Below are 20,791 nucleotides of genomic sequence, written 5' to 3'. Positions count from 1 at the left end.
TCACAGAGGCTTTCCGGCGGAGCCGTCGAAGGCGTTGTGCCACGACAATACACGATAGGGCTCATCGCCGCTTTCGAGAAGCAGGATGACGATCTCGGCCGAGCTCTGCCGGTGCGACGGCGCTTCGACGGCGACCGTCAGCCGGTAGGCCTTCGAGCCCTCGATCGTCGCGCTGGCGCTGCCGGCCAGCCCGACCAGGGACTGCGGATTGACGTTGGGATCGGCACGGTCGCGCAGCAGCTGTTGCAGCGTCTCCGGCGTCATGCCGGGCAGCGCGGCCACTACCTGCGGCGCCGCGTCCACCACGTTCACCGTCCGCATGTTGCTGAACACGGTGACGAAAGGCAGCACGCGCTCGACCACGACAGGCGGAATGCCGCGCACGAGCCACAGCTCGTCGCTGTGCGGAAACGGCGCATGGCGCGGCAGATAGGGCGCACCGAGCGTGCGGTAGTAGGAATCCTCCGGATTGTCCTGACCGGCCTCCGTCGAGGACCGCCACGCCATGATCCGGTCGGCGTAGACCGGCGCATCCATCGCCGAGACGCCGAGCGTCGTCATCAGGCCCGCGAGGATGGCCTTCGGCGCCATGTTGAGATCGATGCGCGCGGCCTCCGAGCGGAACGTCACGGCCACCCGGCCCGCCCCGACGCGGGCGTTGAAAGTGCCGCTGGTCGCCCGCGTCGCCTCTTGCTGCGCGGTCAGCCGGTAGGCCGCGAGCTCGAGGCCGGCGTTCATCAGCGCATCGGCCTGCAACCGGTCGGCGCTGACGGCCACCGTGACTGCGGTGTTGGTGACATAGGTCAGGTAGATCAGCGCGAGCGCGGCCAGCGCAGCCAGCATCCAGAGCACGACGACGACGATGAAGCCGCCGCTGTCGCCAGAAGCAGCGAAGCCGCGTTTACAGCCAAGAACAGTTCGGAGAACAGTTCGGAGAACGGCCCGGTCGGCTCCCCGATCATGCGCAGCGCCGCTCACAGCTGCTGCTCCTCTTTTTTATCCGCCTGTTGCGGCCTTTTGCCCGCCGTCACGCAGGTCGTCGGATTCTTGGCTCGCGCGCATTCGGCCGGCGCCGTGATGTGCGGAAGGGCCGCCGCCGACACCGCCAGCACCTGACCGGTGGCGCCGTCACGCACCGTGATGCGGATGCGCTCGGGCAGTTGCGCCTGGCTTTGCCAGACGGGCTGCCACTGCCTGTCCGGCCCGGCATAGGCGAAGCTCACGCGGAACGGCGCGCGGATCAGCACCACCTGGTCGACGAAGCGGATCTGCCCGTCCGTCGCCATCGGCTGGAACGGTGCACGCTCGCGCACCAGCGCGAGCCCCTGCGCGTCGGCTTTTTCGATCAAGCGGATGAATTCGAGGCCCGGACGCGCGCTCGGGCCGAGCGCCGTACGCACGAAGGTCACCGACAATTCGGCGCCGTCGAACAGCGGCACCTTGGCGTCGCCGTTCACGGCCATCTGCTCGGCAACCGACAGGTCGGCGACGATGCGGTCGAGGCCGGTGGCCAGACGCTCCGCACGCTGCACGCGGGCGATGCCGCGGTTCCAGTTCGGCAGCCACTGCGCCGTCACGGTCGCGAGCGCAGACAGGATCACCGTCATCAACAGCGTGGCCAGCAGCACCTCGAGCAGGGTGAAGCCCGCCTCGGAGCGCAGGGCGCGGTGAAGGCGTTTCATTGCGCGGGTCATTGCGCGGGCCTTGGCACCAGCTTCACCGTCGTGACCTGGATCGCAGCTCCGTCGGCGCGCTGGAGCCGCAGATTGACCGCCAGCGGCACGAAGCGATCGGTGGCGGGATTGCCGCCCGCCACATTCATCGGCGCGACGTCGACGCGCCAGCGGCTGCCGGCAAGCTCGCCGCTCTGCCGGCCGGGCTTCAGCAATCCGCGCGCCGGCAAATCCGCAAGCAGCGTCTCGGCCGTGCCGGCCAGCGCCATACGCTGGTCGATCGAGCGCGTGCCTTTCGCGGTGGTGGCGATGACCGAACCGATCGTCCCAAGCACGATCGCGATGATCGCAAGCGCGACCAGCGCCTCGATCAGGGTAAAGCCGGCGGTGCCGTCAGAGCAGCTTCTGCGAGACAATCTCGACGCCTCCAGTCAGCCAGTTGACGCGCACCTCGTAGCCCATGCCGGGCCGCGCCAGCGCGATCACCCCGCCGCACGACATGCCCGACGGAAAGAAATCGATCGACCGTCCCGTCGCGCGATCGGCGCAGCGCGAGGCCAGCGTCGCCTGCACGATCACGTCGCGCGGGAGGCGAATGGTCCGCCCGGTGACGCCGGAACGGATCGCACGCGCCTCCGCATCCACCTGGGTTGCCACCCAAACCTGCCGGCGCAGCGCCGAATTGCGATCAGCCTTGAGCAGCGCGGCGGTCTCGACCGCGTAGCTCTCCAGCTTCGCACGCGTCGTCGTGCGTGGGATCGCCGGCAGGATGATCGCCGCGAGCAGGCCGATGATCGCGAGCACGCACAGGATCTCGATCAGCGCGAAGCCGCGCGCATCCAAGCCTTGCGCATCACAGCTTGCCTCAGCGCGTGCCGCTGGCAATGTCGGCTGCCGTTCCACTGCCGCCTTCCTGTCCGTCAGATCCGAGCGAGATGATGTCGTAGGGTGCGCTCGCGCCCGGCGAGCGATAGACATAGATATGGCCCCAGGGATCGGTCGGCACCACGCCGCCGCGCAGATAAGGCCCGTTCCAGCCCGCTTGATTGTTGCTGCGCGTCAGCCCGGTGAGGCCTTCATTCGACGTCGGATAGCGGCCGAGATCGAGATAGTAGAGATCGAGCGCGCTGGAAAAGCTCTCGATCTGGATTTTTGCCGCCTTGGCCTTGGACTCGCTGAGATAGTTCAGCACCCGGGGGCCGACCAGCGCCATGATCATCCCGATGATGGTGATGACGACGAGCATCTCGACCAGGGTGAAGCCGGCCTCTCCCCGGTCTACGCGCCGCCGGCTGCGCCTTGACGATGGATGTTTGGTCACTTCGAACCCCTCTCGTTACCCTAGAGCATGATCTGGAAAAATGCGAAGCGGTTTTCCGAAAAGATCATGCTCAAACAACAACCTGAAGCGCGATGACGATATCCCATCGCGCTTCAGCCTAACCGACAATCTGGCTCACCGACATCAGCGCCGTCATCACCGACGTGATCAGGCCGCCGACGACCAGGGAGATCGCGATGATCGCCGCAGGCCCGGCAATGCCGACCGCGCGGTCGAGCGTACGCTGGAGCTTGACCTCATAAAACTCGGCGACCCGGCCGGACAGCATCGGCAACTGCCCCGTCTCGTCGCCGAGTCTTAGCATGCGCACCGCCATCGCCGGCAGCGCGTCGGTATCCGCGAGCGCATCGGAAAGCTTCGAACCATGACGGACGCGGTCGGCGGCATCGCCCCAGACCGCGGACGGGCCCGTCGTTGCCATCATGTCGATCAGGATGCGCAGCGTGGTGGTGAGGTTGACGCCGCTGCCGAGCAGCAGGCCGAGATTGCGGCAGAACAGCGCCGTTCGGTACGAGCGCATCACGTTGCGGATCGCCGGCAGCCGCGTGATCGCATTGGTCATGCCGCGGCGGACGCGCTCCTGACGCAACAGCAGCCACGCGGCGGCGATCGTGACGGCAAGCCCGACCAGCACAGCGTCGGAATTGCCGCGCAAAAAGGTCGAGATGTTCAGGAACACGCCGACGATCGGATCGACCTTGGCGCCGAAATCCTGCAACACGCTGGCAAACTGCGGCAGCACGAAAGTGAGGAAGAACAGCAGCACGCAGCCGGCCGCGCCGAGCACGAAGACGGGATAGCGGATCGCATCCGTCAGCCGGCGCTTCAGCGCCTCGCTGCGCGCGCGTTCACCGGCCAGCACCTCAAGCACCTGATCCAGCGATCCGGACGCCTCGCCAACCCGCACCAGCGCGATATACATCGGTGGAAACAGCCCCTCATGCCGCACCAGCGCCTCGGCAAAACTCTCGCCGGAGACGACGCGCGCGCGGATGTCGGCGACGACCGGCCGCAGCCGTCCGAAATCGGGATCGGCTGCGAGCAGCTCCAGCCCGTCATTGATGCGGGCGCCAGCGCGCAACAGCAACGCGAGGTCACGGGTGAAGATGGTGACGTCTTCGGCTTTTGGCCGGTTGAAGAGGCTGAACGCACTGCCAGCCGCGCCGCCCTCTTCCGGCGTGACGTTGTCGACCAGCACCAGGCCGAGTCGCTCGATCCGCTGCGCCACATCGCCGGGCGCGGGCGCGGCGATGGCCCCGGAGACCAGTTCGCCGTTGGCATTGAGCGCGCGATAGCGGTAGTTCTGCATGAGCTTAGCGCACCGTCGTGACGCGGAAGACTTCGGGCACCGTCGTCAATCCGGCCCGGCATTTTGCGACCGCATCCTCCAGCATCGTCGTCATGCCGCCCCGCATCGCGGCGGCGTCGATGGAGTGGGAATCGGTCTGCGGTCCGATCAGCGCGCGCACCTCGTCGGACATTTCCAGGATTTCAAACACGCCGTTACGACCACGATAGCCGGTGCCGCCGCAACGCTCGCAGCCACCTGCCTCGTGCACGATTTCGTCGCACTTGAAGCCGATCACGGCAAAGCGCGGGTCCTTGGCGAGATCGGCCTCGGTCAGCGCATGCGGCACCTTGCAACGGTCGCAGAGCATGCGCACCAGGCGCTGCGCCACCACCGCGCGCAGCGTCGACTTGAGCAGAAAGCCCTCGATGCCGAGATCGATCAGACGCGGTACGGCGGCGGCCGCCGTCTCGGTATGCAGCGTCGTCAGCACGAGATGGCCGGTGAGCGCGGCATGGATTGCAATATGCGCGGTCTCGGCGTCGCGGACTTCGCCGACCATGATGACGTCGGGGTCCTGGCGCACGAAAGAGCGCATGGCGGTAGCGAAGGTCAGTCCGATCGACGGCTTGACCTGGGACTGGTTGATGCCGGGGATCTCGTACTCGACGGGATCCTCGATCGTGAGGATCTTGCGCGTCGGCTCGTTGAGGATCGACAGCATGGTGGCAAGCGTCGTGGTCTTGCCGCTGCCGGTCGGGCCCGTGACCACGATCATGCCATGCGGCATCGCCAGCAGCCGCGTCATCACGTTCTCGTCGCGCGCGCCGAGCCCGAGCTTGCTCATCTCCAGCAGACCGCGGTCTCGTGGCAACAGGCGGATGACGGCGCTCTCGCCATGCTGCGTTGGCATGGTGGCGACACGGACGTCGAGCTCGCTGCGTCCGACGCGGACACGCGCCGCGCCGTCCTGCGGCAGGCGCCGCTCGGCGATATTAAGGCTGGCGAGAATCTTGATGCGCGAGATCAGCGCCTGCGGCGGGATGCCGTGCGGCGACGGCAGCGCGCGCAACAAGCCATCGACGCGCATGCGCACTACGAGACCAGCGCGGAACGGCTCGACATGGATGTCGCTGGCACGCAGATCGACCGCGCGCTCCAGGAGATCGTTGAGCGCGCGCACCACCGGCGCACCGCTGGCGAGATCGCGCAGGCTCTCGATGTCGTCGTCGGACTGCGCCGCGCGGCCGGCGCTTTTGTCTGCATTCGCATCGTCGGCATCGGCTCGCTGATCCAGGACTGTCGTAATGTCCTCATATGACGCTACGACGACATCGACCGGCGTTCCGAACACGATTTCGGCGGCACGAATGGCCGCCGTGTCGGAGGGATCGGCTACAGCCAGGCGAAATCCACCATCCGGCGCGCCAAAGGGAAAGATGGTGGATTCACGCAGGAATCGCCGCGAAAAACCGTCGAGACGGGGCGTGGTCGTGAGCAGTTGCGGAAGGCTCAATCGCGGCAGAGAAAAATAATCGGACAGCTCGTCGGCGAATTCCGCCGCCGACAGATCAGTGGCCTCCCAGAATTCGCGCAGCGGACGCGTGAGCGCCGGATTGGCTGACCGTTCCACACGGACCTGCGCTCGCGGCGGCAGTGAATATTTTTCCAGGAGATGCTGCCTGAAGCTATCGGCGGAGCGGTCGCGCATCGCATTCACAGCGTTGACCTTGTTACTAGAATACAACAGCTTCGACGGAGCACGGAAGGTCCTTTGCCCTTGACTTATTTCTTAGCAAAAACATAATCGTGCGGCAAATTATTGCGCGTCCGAGCCAAGGGGGATCGGACGCTTCTTTCTCTCAGCGTTGGTAGGCGTATCTTGTTTGAGGTGGTTCAGCCGCTCTTGCGCCTGCGCTCAGCGTTGACTGGAACGCTCGTCCTTTTGTCGTCCGCCTTCCTGCTCACCGCCTGCATCGTCACGGCCGACCAATCGGTCGAAGCGGACCCCAAGGATCCGCGCGCCCAGGATCTTGTCGACAAGATCCGCGCCCTCGATCTCGAGCCGCGGCAACCTGCGGATGCAGGGGCGAGCGGCATGGGCCAGGCGAAATCGTCCAGGCCCGCGATCTATCTCAGCGATGGTGCAGCGCCGCAAAGCGGCGCCCTTGCCGAACGCGACGATGGCGGCGGCAGCGGCTACGATCTCAATTTCGAGAACGCCCCGGTGGCGACCGTCGCAAAGGTCATCCTTGGTGACGTACTCAACGTTGGCTACACCATCGATCCCCGCGTGCAGGGAACCGTGACGCTCGCCTCGGTGCGTCCGGTGCCCAAGGCGGACGCGATCTACGTGCTGGAGAATGCGCTGCGCATGTCCGGCGTGGCGCTGGTGCGTGACCGCACCGGCTATCGCCTGCTGCCGGCGCCGGAAGCCGGCCCCGGCGGCATCGACCGCACGGCCAGCGCCGGAGCCGGCCAGGGCATCACCGTGGTGCCGCTGCGCTACACCTCGGCGCAAAACATCTTCAAGCTGCTCGATGCCTTCGGCGTGAAGGCCTCGACCATGCGTCCTGACAGTTCCCGCAACACGCTGATCGTCAGCGGCAGCGGCAGCGACCGGGCGACCGCGGTTGACACCATCCTGTCATTCGACGCCGACTGGATGCGTGGACAGTCGGTCGGCATTTTCCCGGTGCGCAATTCCTCGCCCGAGCCTGTCATCGCCGAGATCGAGAAGATCATGGATTCCGGCGAAGGCGGGATGGGCCAGAACGTGATCAAGCTCCAGCCGATCGCACGGCTCAACTCGATCCTCGTGGTGAGCCAGAAGCCGGAATATCTGAAGCGCGCGCAGACCTGGATCGCGCGGCTCGACCAATCCGACACTGACGGCGTGAACCTGAAATCCTATCCGCTGCGCTACGGCAATTCGAAGGTGGTCGTGGCGATGCTGAACGAGATGTTGTTCAGCCAAAGCGCGACCAGCAACACGACGCTCGATAGCGCTTCAAGCCAGATCTCGCCGGGTTCGGGGATTTCGATGTCGGCTTCCGGCAATCCGGTCGCCGCGCTCAGCGCCATGCCGACCGCCGCATCCGGCGCCGCAACCCCGGTCACTGGAGCTCCGGGATCATCGTTCAGCGCGCGTCCCGCGCCGGCCGCAGCCGCAACACCTGTGCAAGACAACAGTGCCAATGGACTGTCGGGCAACGGCGCGAAGCCCGGCATCAACGGCATCCTCCAGAACGTGCGCATCACCGCCGACGTCACCAACAACGCCGTTCTCGTCTATGCCAACCAGGAGGCGCAGCGCGTCGTCGAGCAGACCGTCCGGCAGATCGACCGGCCGCAACGCCAGATCGCGATCGAGGCGACGATCGCCGAGGTGACGCTCAACGACCAGTTGAACTACGGCGTGCAGTTCTTCCTGGCGAGCCAGAAGGGCTCGATCTCCAACACCATCTCCGGCGTCAGCAATGCCGCGACGGTTGGCAGCGGTGCCGTCGAAGCAGCGTCCAACGCCGTCAATGCCGCGTCCGGCGCCCTGCTCGGACGCGTGTTACCGGGCTTCAACTTCCTGATCGGCTCCGAAAATTCGCCGCGCGTCATTCTCGACGCGCTGCACGGCGTCACCAACGTCAAGGTACTGTCCAACCCGTCACTGGTGGTGCTGGACAATCAGGCTGCAACCTTGCAGGTCGGCGACCAGGTGCCGTTCTCGACCGGCACAGCGACCGTGCTGACCGCCAACAACACCGTGGTCAACACCATCGACTACAAGAACACCGGCATCATCCTGCGCGTGCTGCCGCGCGCCAACGCCAACGGCAATGTCGTGCTCGACATCGAGCAGGAGATTTCGAGCGTGGCCGCCGGCAGCGCCAACTCGCTGACGCCGACGATCTCGCAGCGCCGGGTCAAGAGCTCGATCGCGGTGACGAGCGGCCAGACCGTGCTGCTCGCTGGCCTGATCAGCGAGACCGAGAACAAGCAGCGCCAGGGCATTCCCGTACTCGACTCCATTCCCGGCATGGGCGACGCCTTCTCGCACCAGACCACCGCGCGCGCGCGCACCGAGCTGATCCTGTTCATCCGCCCGACCGTCATCAAGGACGGCGTCGATGCCCATGTCATCGCCGAGGAGATGCGCAGCAAGATGAACAGCCGCCTGGTCGGAACCAGCAATCCGGTGATCACCGTGAGCCCGCCCAAGGCGGCGCGCTAAGGGCGTGACGGACGAAGCCGCGCACGACGGAACACGCGCCCCCCTCGTCCTGAGCCTCGCGCTGCTCGTCGGCGTGTTCGCAAGCCTCGTCGCGGCCCCCGGCGCGGAAGGCCTCTACGGCGCGTTCCTCGCCGCCCTGATGCTCGCCATCGCGGCCAACGACGCCCGCCACTATCTGATCCCGAACGAGCTGACGGGCGCGGCCTTCGCGCTCGCCCTGCTCCGCGCCGCCGCGGTCGTGCCGGATGCGGGCCTCGAGGCGCTGCTCTGGCCGGTCGCGCGCGCTGCCGCTATCACGCTTCCACTGGTGCTCCTAATGGCGCTCTACCGGCGCTGGCGCGGCCGCGACGGGCTGGGGCTCGGCGACGTCAAGCTCGCGGCGGTCTGCGGTGCCTGGCTCGATCTTGTGACGGTGGCCGCGGTGATCGAGCTCGCTGCGCTGCTTGCGATCGGCGCCTATGTCGCCAATGCTGCATTGCGAAGGAAGCCGCTGCGCGCAACGGCCTTCCTGCCGTTCGGACTGTTCCTGGCGCCCGCGATCTGGATCGGCTGGCTGGGCGAGACCTGGTATTTGAACTGGCTCGGCGGCTGGCCCGGCTAAGCCCGATGAAAGCGGAATGAATCGCATTTCTGCTTCAGACGCGCGGCCTCTCGCCGGCAGTCAGCGGCTACTTTGCATGGGGTTGCTTTCGACTTTTTTGTCGTACGGCCGCGGAAACCACAGGCCGAACCCCGCATGAGGCGGCGCCAGAGGTCAGTGCTCGCGGCTCGGCGCCCATTCCAGCGCCCGCAGGCGGGCCCGGGCGATCTCCCCGCGGGTCATCTTGGTGGTGACGGCGTCGCGGATCCGGGCCCGGGACTCGCGCACCCGTGGCGGCGCCGACGCGGTCGACAGGTTCAGCCATTTGGAGGCCTCGACGATGTTCTGCGGCACGCCCTGGCCGCGGTCGTAGAGCAGCCCCAGCGAATATTGGGCGCGGCCGTCGCCCTGCTCCGCCGCCCGGCGGTACCACATCGCGGCTTCGGTATAGTTCTGCGGCACGCCGCGGCCGGTCTCGAACAGGAAGCCGAGATAGGTCTGCGCCGCGGCATCGCCGCGTTCGGCGAGCGGAATGAAGGCGCGGGACGCCGTCGCATACTCCTGGCGGTAGAAGGCGGAGACGCCTTTGCGGAGGGATTGGGCGTGGGCTGGCGCGACGGGTGCAAGCACAAGCGCGGTCGCAGGCAACATCCAGCATGCGCGTCGCATCGGATCACGCATCCACCGCCGCAAAACTGCACGGCGAAGCCCCCGATCACACATATTAAGGGTCTCCATTACCCACCCGCTCCCTGCATAGGCAGCAAGATTAGTCGACGGATGTCGAAGAATCCATAGGCGGTTGGGGCGGTCTTTCGATCGAACAAATGATAGTCGCCAAATTGTGCTGCGAGACATGGGGCAGGTTGTCAAACGTGAAGTGAGCGCCCGCCACGTCCGCTGTAGCCGCCAGTTCCTGGTTTTTGGCTGCCAACGCCGAGGCGAATTCGTGAGGAGAGCAGCGTGATCCGTCCAGACCGCGCCGCCGGCGGATTGAGGGTTATCCATCTGGTACAGCACGAAGTTGTCCTGGACGTTCGGCTGGCCAACACTGCGGTGTCCGTGCCGGGGTCCCCAATGATGTGTCCTTGCCACCGCCGGTGAGCCGTTGTCGAGGGACTGAGCTTGCCGGTGGAAAAAGGACGCCGGAGACTTTCGAGCTCTTCATCGCACGGCACGGACGATCCGCTGGCGGAAGAAGGCGCGCGCGAGCTGAAGCGCCTCTCGCGCTGATCTCCTCACTCCACGGGGCAAACCGCGTCAGGCATTGCATTTCGAAAGGCGGCATCTGCGCCGGGCCGGACTTGCCGCATGATCTTTCGGCACTATGGTAGGCGCGCAATCTGTCCTGGAGCCTATCAAAATGCCCTTTCCGCATGCCTCGGAAGCCCTGTCGCGCTTCACCGTGCTCGATCTGACCCGTGTCCGCTCCGGACCCACCTGCGTGCGCCAGCTCGCCGACTGGGGCGCCAACGTCATCAAGGTCGACGCGCTCACCGAGGATGCCGGCGGCGAGCAGCCAGGCGGGCCGCGGCGCGGGTCCGACTTCCAGAACTTGCACCGCAACAAGCGCGCGATGACGCTGAACCTGAAGGACGAACGCGGGCTTGCCGTGTTCAAGCGCCTCGCCACCAAGGCCGACGTCGTGGTCGAGAATTTTCGGCCCGACGTGAAAAAGAAGCTCGGCATCGACTATGAGAGCCTGCGCGAGATCAACCCGCGCATCGTCTATGGCAGCATCTCGGGCTTTGGCCAGGACGGGCCCTATCACAAGCGGCCGGGCTTCGATCAGATCGCACAGGGCATGGGCGGGCTGATGTCGATCACCGGCGCGCCGGGCGAAGGCCCGATGCGGGTCGGCATTCCCGTTGCCGACCTCACGGCCGGCCTGTTCTGCGCCATGGGCATCCTCACCGCCCTGCTTGAGCGCGAGGTCTCCGGCAAGGGACAGTGGGTGCAGACCTCGCTGCTGCAGGCGCAGATCTTCATGCTCGACTTCCAGGCCGCGCGCTGGCTGATGGAGAAGGAGGTCGCCAAGCAGGCCGGCAACAACCACCCGACCAGCATCCCGACCGGCGTGTTCAAGACCTCTGACGGCTATATCAACATCGCCACCACGGGTGGGCGGATCTGGGAGCGCTGCGCGCAGGCCATCGGCGCGCCCGAGCTCTACAGCCACCCCGATTATGCGACCGCACCTGCCCGCTCCAAAAATCGCGACGCGCTCAACGCCAGGATCGAGGAGCGCACCCTGACGAAGTCGACCGAGACCTGGGTCCGGGAGTTCAACGACGCCGGCGTGCCATGCGGACCGATCTACGCAATCGACCAGATGTTCGAGGACGCGCAGGTCAAGCATCTCGGCATCGCCAAGGACGTGCCGAACGACGAGGACCGCCACATCCGCCTGGTCGGCCAGCCCGTCACGCTGTCGCGCACGCCGAGCAAGATGGTGGCGCGCCCGCCAGAGTTCGGCGAGCAGACCGATGAGGTGCTGAAAGAGTTCGGCTTCGGCGCCGACGAGATCGCCAGGCTTCGCGACGCCAAGGTGGTGTGAGAACGCGCGAGGCTTCCGCAACGAAAGGCCCGGCCATTTCGGCTGGGCCACGATCTTGAATTGCTAACGCGAATAGACGCCTGGGGTTAGCGCGACTCGGGTTTCGCCCGCTGCGTCCGCCCGACGCGGCCGAGCAGGACGTCGATCACCGGCCAGAAAAGCAGCAGGATGGCCAGCGTCGTGATCGAGCCGACCAAACCGTTCGACCAGAACACCTTGAGGTCGCCGCCGGAGCCGATCATCGAGAGGCGGAAGGCATCCTCGGCGCGGTTGCCGAGCACGAGAGCGAGCGTAAACGGCGCCAAGGGAATGCCGATCTTCTTGAAGACGTAACCGACGATGCCGAAGCCGAGCATCAGCCAGATGTCGAACATCGCGTTCTGGATCGCATAGGCACCGATCGCGCAGGACACCACGATCATCGGTGCCACCGCAGCGAACGGCACGCGCAGGATCGAGGCGAAGATCGGCACCGTGGTCAGCACCAGCACGAGGCCGACGACATTGCCGAGATACATCGAGGCGATCAGGCCCCAGACGAAATCCTTGTGCTCGACGAACAGCAGCGGGCCCGGATTGAGCCCCCACACCATCAACCCGCCAAGCAGGATCGCAGCGGTGCCGGAGCCGGGAATGCCGAGCGCCAACATCGGCAGCAGCGCCGCGGTACCGGAGGCATGCGCCGCCGTTTCCGGCGCGAACACGCCTTCGATGCGGCCCTTGCCAAAACTCTCGGGATCCTTGGCGAAACGCTTGGCGAGGTTATAGCCCATGAAGGATGCTGCGATCGCGCCGCCCGGGGTGATGCCGAGCCAGCAGCCGATGAAGGACGAGCGCAGCAGCGTCACCCAGTATTTCGGCAGGTCCTTCCACACGTTCAGCACGACGCGGAGCGAGATGCTCGCGGCATGTCCACGCAGCGCCAGCCGCTCCTCCATCGTCAGCAGGATCTCGCTGATGCCGAACAGGCCGATGACGGCGACGAGGAAGTTGATGCCGCGCAAGAGCTCGGACGAGCCGAAGGTCATGCGCAGCTGGCCCGACACCGTGTCCATGCCTATGCCTGCGAGCAACAGCCCCAGCGACATCGAGATCACAGTCTTGTGCTTGGCCTCGCGCCCAAGACCGACGAAGGAGCAGAAGGTCAACAGATAGACCGCGAAGAACTCGGGTGGGCCGAACTTCAGCGCAAAGGACGAGATCATCGGCGCAAGGAAGGTGATCAGGAGCACCGCGACCAGCGAGCCGATGAAGGAGGACGTGAACGCCGCGGTCAGCGCCTCCGCCGCCCGGCCCTGCTGCGCCATCGGATAGCCGTCGAAGGTGGTCGCGACCGACCAGGCCTCGCCGGGGATGTTGAACAGGATCGAGGTGATGGCGCCGCCGAACAGCGCGCCCCAATAGATGCAGGACAGCATCACGATCGCCGAGGTCGGATCCATCGTGAAGGTGAGCGGCAGCAGGATCGCGACGCCGTTGGGACCGCCTAGCCCGGGCAGAACGCCGACGAAGATGCCGAGCACCAGCCCGACCATCATCAGTACCAGCGTCTTCCATGTCAGCAGAACGGCGAAGCCGTGAAGCAAGAGACCAAACGCTTCCATCAGAGCCCGCCTAGTAGCCGAAGGCCGCTTCGAGCGGTCCCTTCGGCATGATGACGTCGAAGGCGATGTCGAAGGTGATGAACATGATCGCCGTGAACAGGAACGCCGTGAGCAACGACTTCCACAGCGCGATCTTGCCGATCAGGCGCATGAAGCCGGCGATCAGGAAAAAGCTCGCGACATAGAGGCCGAGGAACTGCGTCACCAGACAAAACAACAGTGTCGGCACGAACACCGCCAACACGCGGCGCGCCTGCGCGCGCGTAACGAAGGTCTCGGGCGTTGCACCACGCGCGAGGAATGCGGTAACCAGGCCATAGAGGCTGCCCCCGCCGAGAATGATGGAGAGATAGAACGGAAAATAGCCGGGCTCGGGCCCGGTCGAATCCCAGGAGGCGCCGGTGCGCCAATTGTCATAGCCGAGGATTGCGGCCAGCGCGAGCAGCAGGAGGCAGACGACGATCTCGACCGTGCCGGAGTTCGCCACGGCGGGCGAGTGCTCTTCAGGCGCAGTGGGATCGTCGACGACGATTTCAAGATTGGTTTGGGACATGCTCTGTTAGGGACGGAGTGCAATCAATTCTCCCTCGCACCGTAAGAACGAAGACGAGAGTCTACCTCGCGACGAAACCTGCCTCCGTCATCAGCGACTTGTTCTGCGCGTCGTCCTCCTCGAGGAACTGCACCATATCCTTGCCGGTGAGGAAGATCGGCTTCAGCGCCTGCTTCTCCATGTAGTCCCTGTACTCGATGGTCTGCGTCACCTTATGGAACAGCTCGACATAGAACGTCTGCTGCTCCGGCGTGACCTTGCCGGGCAGGAACATCGCGCGCAGCATCAGATACTGGACGTCGACGCCCTCCTCCTTGCAGGTCGGGATGTCGGCCCAGGACTCCGTGTCCGTCACCTTGCTGGTGTAAGAGATGCGCTCCTTGTCGAACACGCAGAGCGGGCGCACCTGGCCTGCGCGCCAGACTTCGAGATTTTCGCTCGGATTGTTGACGTTGGATTCGGTGTGGTTGCCGACCAGCTGGGTCGCGGCCTCACCGCCGGACTTGTAGGGCAGATAGGAGAATTTTGCGCCGGTCTTCTGCTCGAGGAAGACGGTCAACACGTGATCCTCGCGCTTGGAACCGGTGCCGCCCATCTTGAACGGGGCGCTTGCGGCCTTCGCGGCCTCGACGAATTCTTTCACCGTCTTCGGACCGGCGCTGTTGTCCCACAGCACGAACTGGTCGAGCGCGATCACCGAGACCGGAGTCAGCTCGCGCCAGTTGAACGGAATCTTGGCCGACAGCGGCAGCATGTAGATCAGCGAATAGGCGATCAGCACCTTGTTCGGATCGCCGTCGCTGGACTTCATGTACATCAGCGCTTCCGCGCCAGAGGCGCCGCCCTTGAGCGAGACCACGATCGGCTGCTTCATCAAATTGTTCTTCTGGATCGCGGCCTGCATCATCCGCGCCATCTGGTCGGACGCGCCGCCCGCGCCCGCCGCCACCACGATCTCGACGGGTTTGGTCGGCTCCCAGCCGGCAAAAGCCGGCGTGCCGCAAAGTGTGGCCGCCAGCGCCATCGCGGCCTTCATTCCATGTCCCACGCGCATCTTCCCCAGTTCTTGCTTATGTTCTTGTTCGGATTGGTAATTCGCCAAAGCCAAAGGCGAATTGCATTGTGCGGGCGAACGCCGGCCAGTTCAAGCTGCCCAACGTCGCACCGCTTATGACTTTGGAATGAGATCGATTGCAAGCGCGCCCGGCCCGCAAGACGATTGCCATTTCAGGGCCCCGCCATAAGAAGCCGAACGGCACAACAGTATGAGAAGCTATAACCGAATACGCCGCGCACGACCCCGTACTGCGTCGCAGGGCAGCGAGCGGCGCGCGAGGCCCTACTTGCCCTTCCAGTTCGGCGTGCGCTTGTTGAGGAAGGCGTCCATGCCCTCGCGGAAATCTTCGCTCATATAGGCTTTCAGGATCAGATCCTCGCCCTCTTCACGCGACAGCGTGCGGCGGATGCGGCGCACCGCTTCCTTGGTTGCTTCCAGCGTCAGTGGCGCGTGGCTTGCGACGAGCTTTGCGGTCTCGTCCGCGCGAGTTTGCAGCGTCTCGACGTCGGGCACGATTTCGGTGAGCAGGCCAAGCGCGAGCGCTTCCGGTGCCTCGACCAGACGCGCCTTGAAGATCATATCCTTGGTGCGGGCGGGACCGACCAGCGAGACGACGCGGCTGATGTTCGACATCGACAGGCAGTTGCCGAGTGTGCGCGCAATCGGAAAGCCGATGCGGGTGGCTTCGGTTCCGATGCGGAGGTCGCAGCAGGCGGCAATGCCGGCGCCGCCGCCGGTGCAGGCACCGGCGATGGCCGCGATCACGGGCACACGGCACTGCTCGAGCGTGCCGAGCACACGGTCGATCCGTGCTTCGTAGTCGAGCGCATCCTGCGCAGTCTTGAACGCACGGAACTGGGAAATGTCGGTGCCCGACGCGAACGCCTTGTCGCCGGCGCCGGTCACGATCAGCGCCTTGATCGAACGGTCACCGTTGATCTCGGTACAGATCTCCGCCATGCGCTCATACATGGCAAAGGTCAGTGCGTTGCGGGCCTGGGGGCGGTTGAAGGTGATCCGCGCGATGCCGTCCTGGACGGAGTAGAGCAGGTCTTCGTTAGCAGTCGTCGGTGCGTTCATCGCGCGCTCACTTCTTCTCTAGGTTAGTTCAGGCAACGGCTGCCTTGGCCATCGGCACCACGTCGCGTCCCTTCAGGACGTCCATGGCCGCCAACACGCCGCCGCTCCGGTGCGGAATCTTTGCAAGATCCAGGCCCATCTCGACGCCGGCGAGCGTGCCCATCAGCATCAGATCGTTGAAATGCCCGATATGGCCGATGCGGAACACCTTGCCCTTGACCTTGTTCAGGCCAGTGCCGAGCGACATGTCGAAGTTTTCCAGCACCACCTTGCGAAAGTGGTCGGCGTCGTGGCCCTCGGGCACGCGCACGCCGGTCAGCGCCGGCGAATGCGCGGCAGGATCGGCGCACTGCGTCTCCAGGCCCCAGACCTTGACCGCCGCGCGTGTCGCCGCGCTGTGGCGCTTGTGTCGGGACCACGCGTTCTCGAGGCCTTCCTCCTCCAGCATCTTGACCGCTTCGCGCAGGCCGTAGAGCAAATTGGTCGCGGGCGTATAGGGGAAAGTGCCGAGCTTGTTGAAAGTGATGACCTCCTGCCAATCCCAATAGGATCGCATGCCCGGATTGGTCTTGGCGACCGCGAGCGCCTTCTCCGAGACGGCATTGAAGCCGAGGCCGGGCGGAAGCATCAGGCCCTTCTGGGAGCCAGCGACCGAAACGTCGATGCCCCAGGCATCGTGCTCATATTCAATCGAGCCGAGGCCGGAGATGGTGTCGACCATCAGCAGCGCCGGATGCTTGACGTGGTCGAGCAGCTTACGCACCTCGAGCGGCGGGGTCACGCAACCGGTCGAGGTCTCGTTGTGCACGACGCAGACCGCCTTGATCGTATGCTGCTTGTCGGCGACAAGGCGCTGCTCAATCTCGGCGAGGTCGGCGCCATGGCGCCAGTCGCTCGGGACGAAGTCGACATCGAGCTTGAACTTTTCGGCGATACCGCGCCACAGCACGGCGAACTGGCCGGTCTCGCACATCAACACCTTGTCGCCGGGCGCGAACACGTTGACCATCGCCGCTTCCCAGGCACCGGTGCCGGACGAGGGGAAGATGATCACGGGCTGCTTGGTACGGAACACGCGCTGCATCGACGCCAGGACGGCGAAACCCAGCTCGGCGAACTCCGGACCGCGATGGTCCAGCGTCGGCATGTCCATCGCCCGCAGCACGCGGTCGGGCACATTGGTCGGTCCTGGAATCTGGAGAAAATGCCTTCCAGTATGCACGGTCATCGGCGTCCTTCCCGGTCTTGCCTTGATTTTGATGGCCGCCGAATAGCACCATTTGACCAGCTTGTCCCCTCTCCTTAGGGCGACTCCCATGCATAAGCGGCGGACCTCCGCCGCCCCCTACGCCGCGGCTACCACCTTTCCGGACGGAAGCCGCCCTTCGGCCTCCGTGAACGGGCGTTCCGGGCGCATCAGGAAGGCGGAGAAGCCCCCGAGCAGAAGCAGCCCCATCGACATCAGGAACGGCAGGTACCAGTTACCGGTCACGTCGATCACGAAGCCCGCGACCAGCGGGGACACGATGGCAGCGAAGGCCGAGCCGGTGTTCATGATTCCCGACGCGGTGCCGGAATGTTTGGGGGCGATGTCCATCGGGATCGACCACATCGGGCCGATCACCAGCTCAGCGCAGAAGAAGCCGGCCGACAGGCACAGCGCGACGATCGTGATGTCGTGGACGAACAGGATCGGAAACAGCGAGAGCAGTGCCCCCGCAAATCCCGCAACGGTCACGCTCAGCCGTGCGAGGCGGACATTGCCGGTGCGGTCGAGAATCTTGTCCGACAGCACGCCGCCGACGCTGTCGCCGACCACGCCGGCGAAGAACACGCCGGAAGCGAACAGCGCCGAGTTCTTGATGTCGAGATTATAGTTGTTCTTGAAGAACAGCGGCAGCCAGTTGAGGTACAGCCACAGGCTCCAGCCGTAGCAGAAATAGGTCAGCGTCACCGGCCACATCCGGCCGAACAGCGGACCCCACGGCACGCGCGGCCGCTCGCCGGTCGGGCGCGGCGGCAGCGTTGCGAGCTCTGCTTGCGTGATGGAGGCGTGCTCCTTCGGCTCGTTGCGGAAGTACCAGACCCAGATCACGCCCCAGATCAGGCTCACAAAGCCGAGCACAACGAACGACCCGCGCCAGGTCAGCCAGACGATCAGAAGCGCGACCACCGGCGGCGTTATCGCATTGCCCAGCCGCGCGAAGGAATGCGTCAGCCCTTGCGCAAAGCCGCGGCGGTTCGCCGGCGTCCAATATTGCATCGCGCGCGTTGCGGTCGGAAATGTCGCGCCCTCGCCAAAACCGAGCGCGAAGCGCACGAGGAACAGCGCGGTGAGCCCGTGCACGAAGCCCGTCATGATGGTGGCGGCCGCCCAGATCATGCCGCACCAGAACAGCGTCTTGCGTGGGCCGAAATGATCACCGACCCAGCCGCCGATCACCTGGAACAACAGATAGGGATAGGCGAAGGCAGAGAAGACGAGGCCAAGCTGGGTGTTCGAGAGGCCGAGCTCCTTCTGGATCTCGCTCGCCGCAATGCCGATGTTCACCCGGTCGATATAGGTGATGAAATACATCGCGCACAGCAGAGCCAGCACAACATGCGTGGCCTTGAACCGAATTCCCATCACCCCTCCCTGATCGCTTCTTATGATCGTCGCCCGCGTGTGCCCTGCGCGATTAAGTGCCGACCACTTTGAGATGCGGCGATGCATTGCCCTGCGGGCGCTGCTCCAACAGCTTCATCGCGACGTCGACGCCGCCGGAGCGGTGCGGCACGCCTGCGACAGACAGGCCCATCTCCACGCCGGTGAGCGCGCCAAGCAGCGTCAGCGCATTGCATTCGCCGAGATGGCCGATCCGGAAGACCTTTCCGGCAACTTTCGACAGGCCGGAACCGAGCGACATGTTGTAATTGTCGAGCACGATCTTGCGGAACTGATCGGCATCATGTCCCGGTGGCATCAGCACTGCGGTGAGCACCGGCGAGAACTCGGCCGGCTCCTGGCAGAGCACCTCGAGGCCCCAATGATTGACGGCGGCGCGGGTTGCGGCGGCGAGCCGCTGATGGCGCGCGAAGACATTGTCGAGCCCCTCTTCGAGCAGCATTGCGATCGCCTCGCGCAGGCCGTAGAGCAGATTGGTCGCCGGCGTGTAGGGGAAGAAGCCCTTTGCGTTGGGCTTGAGCATCTCCTCCCAGTCGAAATAAGAGCGCGGCATCTTGTTGGTCTTCGCCGCGGTGCGGGCCTTCTCCGAGATCGCGTTGAAGCCGAGACCGGGTGGCAGCATGAAGCCTTTCTGCGAGCAGCTCACGCTAACATCGACCTTCCACTCGTCGTGGCGATAGTCGACCGAGCCGAGCGAGGAGATGGTGTCGACCATCAGCAGTGCGGGGTGGCCCGTGCGATCGATCGCGGCGCGGATATCAGCGATGCGGCTGGTCGCACCGGTCGAGGTCTCGTTGTGCACGACCATGACAGCCTTGATCGCGCGCGCAGTATCCTCGGCGAGCCTTGCCTCGATCATTGCGGGATCGGCGCCGCGGCGCCAGTCGCCGGGAACGAAGTCGACCTCGATGCCGAAGCGCCTCGCCATCTGGCGCCACAGCGTGGCGAAATGGCCGGTCTCGACCATCAGCACCTTGTCGCCCGGCGTCAGCGTGTTGACGATCGCGGCCTCCCAGGCGCCGGTCCCCGACGAGGGGAAGATCACGACCGGGGCCGCTGTCTGGAAGATTTTCTGGCTGCCCTCGAGCACGGCCAGGCCAAGTTCGCCGAATTCCGCGCTCCGGTGGTCGATCACCGGCATGTCCATGGCGCGCAAAACGCGCTCGGGGACCGGGCTTGGGCCCGGGATCTGGAGGAAATGGCGTCCCTGATGCATGAAAACCTCCCTGGCAACGGACTCTGGCCGGTCCAGTCGGCTATTTTGCATTCATTTTTTGTCATTTCAATCGAAAAATGGTATTCGATTGTGGACGTCGACGCGACCAACTGAGCAAACTACTGTGCTGCAAATGAAATCCACGATTCCCGACACCGGGGTTCCAATCACCCCGCCGGCCGGCAATGGCGGCGACCGCCAGGAGGCCTCGCTTCATGGCGAGATCCTGCTGCGGCTGCGCGACTACGTCGTGGAAGGCAATATTCCCGACGGCGCGCGCGTTCCGGAGCGACAGCTCTGCGAAATGCTCGGCATCTCCCGAACACCGCTGCGCGAAGCCCTAAAAGTGCTCGCCGCCGAGGGGCTGATCGAGCTCCTGCCCAACCGCGGCGCGCGCGTGCGCCAACTCAGCCAGCGCGATCTCGAGGAACTGTTCGACGTGATGGCGGGACTGGAAAGCCTTGCCGGGCGCCTCGCCTGCGAGGCCATCACAGACGAGGAAATTATCGCGATCGAACAGCTTCATTACGAGATGTACGGCCACTATCTGCACCGCGACATGCACGGCTATTTCCAGACCAACCAGCGCATCCACGAAAGCATCGTCGCGGCCGCGCGCAACGAGACGCTGAAGGCCGCCTACGCCAACTTCGCGGGGCGGATCCGTCGCATCCGCTACTCCGCCAATTTCGCCCGCAAGCGGCAGCGCTGGGCGGAAGCGATGCGCGAGCACGAGGCCATCCTCGATGCGCTGCGCCGCCGCGCAGGCAGCGAGCTGAGCGACATTCTGTTCCAGCACCTGCGCAACAAGCGGACGGCCGCGATCGAGCACCTGACCGAGCCCCAAGAGGACGCACCGGCCTCGCCCTGAGGGCGGCCGGCTTGCTCATTTTGAATTCATAATATAACCGATCAGAAACAAGAATGAATACTCCAATCGGGCTT

19 protein-coding genes are annotated in these 20,791 nt (G+C 65.0%); 4 read left to right on the top strand and 15 right to left on the bottom strand.

Going from position 1 to position 20,791, the window contains the following annotated elements:
* The 7 genes from ACPPVR_RS13685 to ACPPVR_RS13655 form a co-directional block, all read right to left on the bottom strand.
* On the bottom strand, window positions 1-978 hold the full coding sequence (locus ACPPVR_RS13685) for a general secretion pathway protein GspK (RefSeq protein ID WP_426614731.1): 978 nt from the start codon (window positions 976-978) through the stop codon (window positions 1-3).
* Window positions 975-1,682 (bottom strand): hypothetical protein, encoded by a 708-nt coding sequence (locus ACPPVR_RS13680; RefSeq protein ID WP_426614730.1) that lies wholly within the window; start codon window positions 1,680-1,682, stop codon window positions 975-977. The genes ACPPVR_RS13685 and ACPPVR_RS13680 overlap by 4 nt, the downstream gene beginning before the upstream one ends.
* A gap of 8 nt (window positions 1,683-1,690) precedes the next feature.
* Window positions 1,691-2,089 carry a type IV pilus modification PilV family protein gene (locus ACPPVR_RS13675; protein WP_426614729.1) on the bottom strand — a complete coding sequence of 133 codons (399 nt, stop codon included), beginning with the start codon at window positions 2,087-2,089 and terminating at the stop codon, window positions 1,691-1,693.
* Window positions 2,067-2,576 carry a pilus assembly FimT family protein gene (locus ACPPVR_RS13670; RefSeq protein ID WP_426614728.1) on the bottom strand — a complete coding sequence of 170 codons (510 nt, stop codon included), beginning with the start codon at window positions 2,574-2,576 and terminating at the stop codon, window positions 2,067-2,069. Before ACPPVR_RS13670 ends, ACPPVR_RS13675 begins: the two co-directional genes overlap by 23 nt.
* On the bottom strand, window positions 2,539-2,994 hold the full coding sequence (gene gspG, locus ACPPVR_RS13665; protein WP_426614727.1) for a type II secretion system major pseudopilin GspG: 456 nt from the start codon (window positions 2,992-2,994) through the stop codon (window positions 2,539-2,541). Before gspG ends, ACPPVR_RS13670 begins: the two co-directional genes overlap by 38 nt.
* A 118-nt stretch (window positions 2,995-3,112) precedes the next feature.
* On the bottom strand, window positions 3,113-4,324 hold the full coding sequence (locus ACPPVR_RS13660; RefSeq protein ID WP_426614726.1) for a type II secretion system F family protein: 1,212 nt from the start codon (window positions 4,322-4,324) through the stop codon (window positions 3,113-3,115).
* Window positions 4,325-4,328: 4 nt separating this feature from the next.
* Window positions 4,329-6,014 (bottom strand): GspE/PulE family protein, encoded by a 1,686-nt coding sequence (locus ACPPVR_RS13655; RefSeq protein WP_426614725.1) that lies wholly within the window; start codon window positions 6,012-6,014, stop codon window positions 4,329-4,331.
* Between the two features lie 171 nt (window positions 6,015-6,185).
* Here ACPPVR_RS13655 and gspD point away from each other — a divergent pair, with 171 nt between their 5' ends.
* Together gspD and ACPPVR_RS13645 are read left to right on the top strand one after the other, a co-directional pair.
* Window positions 6,186-8,531, top strand: coding sequence for a type II secretion system secretin GspD (gspD, locus tag ACPPVR_RS13650; protein WP_426614724.1), 2,346 nt, complete (start codon window positions 6,186-6,188; stop codon window positions 8,529-8,531).
* Window positions 8,532-8,535: 4 nt separating this feature from the next.
* A complete protein-coding gene (locus tag ACPPVR_RS13645) occupies window positions 8,536-9,132 on the top strand; it encodes a prepilin peptidase (protein ID WP_426614723.1) in 597 nt (198 codons plus the stop codon).
* Between the two features lie 153 nt (window positions 9,133-9,285).
* On the opposite strand, the gene ACPPVR_RS13640 is transcribed toward ACPPVR_RS13645, so the two are convergent.
* Window positions 9,286-9,780, bottom strand: coding sequence for a tetratricopeptide repeat protein (locus tag ACPPVR_RS13640; protein WP_426614722.1), 495 nt, complete (start codon window positions 9,778-9,780; stop codon window positions 9,286-9,288).
* Between the two features lie 694 nt (window positions 9,781-10,474).
* Here ACPPVR_RS13640 and ACPPVR_RS13635 point away from each other — a divergent pair.
* Window positions 10,475-11,668 (top strand): CaiB/BaiF CoA transferase family protein, encoded by a 1,194-nt coding sequence (locus ACPPVR_RS13635; protein WP_426614721.1) that lies wholly within the window; start codon window positions 10,475-10,477, stop codon window positions 11,666-11,668.
* An 86-nt stretch (window positions 11,669-11,754) separates the two neighbouring features.
* Here ACPPVR_RS13635 and ACPPVR_RS13630 read toward each other — a convergent pair whose 3' ends face one another.
* The 7 genes from ACPPVR_RS13630 to ACPPVR_RS13600 all read right to left on the bottom strand — a co-directional run bounded on the left by ACPPVR_RS13630 (window position 11,755) and on the right by ACPPVR_RS13600 (window position 19,846).
* Window positions 11,755-13,272: a tripartite tricarboxylate transporter permease gene (locus tag ACPPVR_RS13630; RefSeq protein ID WP_426614720.1), complete on the bottom strand. Its 1,518-nt coding sequence runs from the start codon at window positions 13,270-13,272 to the stop codon at window positions 11,755-11,757.
* 10 nt (window positions 13,273-13,282) lie between these two features.
* Window positions 13,283-13,825, bottom strand: a complete 543-nt coding sequence (locus tag ACPPVR_RS13625; protein ID WP_426614719.1) for a tripartite tricarboxylate transporter TctB family protein — start codon at window positions 13,823-13,825, stop codon at window positions 13,283-13,285.
* 61 nt (window positions 13,826-13,886) lie between these two features.
* A complete protein-coding gene (locus tag ACPPVR_RS13620) occupies window positions 13,887-14,861 on the bottom strand; it encodes a Bug family tripartite tricarboxylate transporter substrate binding protein (RefSeq protein ID WP_426614718.1) in 975 nt (324 codons plus the stop codon).
* Between the two features lie 303 nt (window positions 14,862-15,164).
* Window positions 15,165-15,962, bottom strand: a complete 798-nt coding sequence (locus ACPPVR_RS13615; protein WP_426614717.1) for an enoyl-CoA hydratase/isomerase family protein — start codon at window positions 15,960-15,962, stop codon at window positions 15,165-15,167.
* 28 nt (window positions 15,963-15,990) lie between these two features.
* A complete protein-coding gene (locus tag ACPPVR_RS13610; protein WP_426614716.1) occupies window positions 15,991-17,190 on the bottom strand; it encodes a pyridoxal-phosphate-dependent aminotransferase family protein in 1,200 nt (399 codons plus the stop codon).
* 117 nt (window positions 17,191-17,307) lie between these two features.
* On the bottom strand, window positions 17,308-18,591 hold the full coding sequence (locus tag ACPPVR_RS13605; RefSeq protein WP_426614715.1) for an MFS transporter: 1,284 nt from the start codon (window positions 18,589-18,591) through the stop codon (window positions 17,308-17,310).
* Window positions 18,592-18,643: 52 nt separating this feature from the next.
* Window positions 18,644-19,846 (bottom strand): pyridoxal-phosphate-dependent aminotransferase family protein, encoded by a 1,203-nt coding sequence (locus ACPPVR_RS13600; protein WP_426614714.1) that lies wholly within the window; start codon window positions 19,844-19,846, stop codon window positions 18,644-18,646.
* Window positions 19,847-19,979: 133 nt separating this feature from the next.
* Between ACPPVR_RS13600 and ACPPVR_RS13595 the strand changes: the two genes are divergently transcribed.
* On the top strand, window positions 19,980-20,717 hold the full coding sequence (locus tag ACPPVR_RS13595; protein ID WP_426616099.1) for a GntR family transcriptional regulator: 738 nt from the start codon (window positions 19,980-19,982) through the stop codon (window positions 20,715-20,717).
* Window positions 20,718-20,791 lie beyond the last annotated feature (74 nt).

This window comes from Bradyrhizobium sp. McL0616 (genome assembly GCF_049993385.1).
GTDB lineage: Bacteria > Pseudomonadota > Alphaproteobacteria > Rhizobiales > Xanthobacteraceae > Bradyrhizobium.
This window is presented reverse-complemented; position numbering and strand designations above follow the sequence as displayed.

What these genes read in the sequence shown, in the direction of transcription:
- ACPPVR_RS13615 (WP_426614717.1), bottom strand. Translation starts at nt 15,962, where the DNA reads ATGAACGCACCGACGACTGCTAACGAAGACCTGCTCTACTCCGTCCAG.
- ACPPVR_RS13600 (WP_426614714.1), bottom strand. Translation starts at nt 19,846, where the DNA reads ATGCATCAGGGACGCCATTTCCTCCAGATCCCGGGCCCAAGCCCGGTC.
- ACPPVR_RS13660 (WP_426614726.1), bottom strand. Translation starts at nt 4,324, where the DNA reads ATGCAGAACTACCGCTATCGCGCGCTCAATGCCAACGGCGAACTGGTC.
- ACPPVR_RS13635 (WP_426614721.1), top strand. Translation starts at nt 10,475, where the DNA reads ATGCCCTTTCCGCATGCCTCGGAAGCCCTGTCGCGCTTCACCGTGCTC.
- ACPPVR_RS13630 (WP_426614720.1), bottom strand. Translation starts at nt 13,272, where the DNA reads ATGGAAGCGTTTGGTCTCTTGCTTCACGGCTTCGCCGTTCTGCTGACA.
- ACPPVR_RS13680 (WP_426614730.1), bottom strand. Translation starts at nt 1,682, where the DNA reads ATGAAACGCCTTCACCGCGCCCTGCGCTCCGAGGCGGGCTTCACCCTG.
- ACPPVR_RS13640 (WP_426614722.1), bottom strand. Translation starts at nt 9,780, where the DNA reads ATGCGACGCGCATGCTGGATGTTGCCTGCGACCGCGCTTGTGCTTGCA.
- ACPPVR_RS13605 (WP_426614715.1), bottom strand. Translation starts at nt 18,591, where the DNA reads ATGGGAATTCGGTTCAAGGCCACGCATGTTGTGCTGGCTCTGCTGTGC.
- ACPPVR_RS13625 (WP_426614719.1), bottom strand. Translation starts at nt 13,825, where the DNA reads ATGTCCCAAACCAATCTTGAAATCGTCGTCGACGATCCCACTGCGCCT.
- ACPPVR_RS13610 (WP_426614716.1), bottom strand. Translation starts at nt 17,190, where the DNA reads ATGACCGTGCATACTGGAAGGCATTTTCTCCAGATTCCAGGACCGACC.
- ACPPVR_RS13620 (WP_426614718.1), bottom strand. Translation starts at nt 14,861, where the DNA reads ATGAAGGCCGCGATGGCGCTGGCGGCCACACTTTGCGGCACGCCGGCT.
- ACPPVR_RS13655 (WP_426614725.1), bottom strand. Translation starts at nt 6,014, where the DNA reads ATGCGCGACCGCTCCGCCGATAGCTTCAGGCAGCATCTCCTGGAAAAA.
- ACPPVR_RS13595 (WP_426616099.1), top strand. Translation starts at nt 19,980, where the DNA reads ATGAAATCCACGATTCCCGACACCGGGGTTCCAATCACCCCGCCGGCC.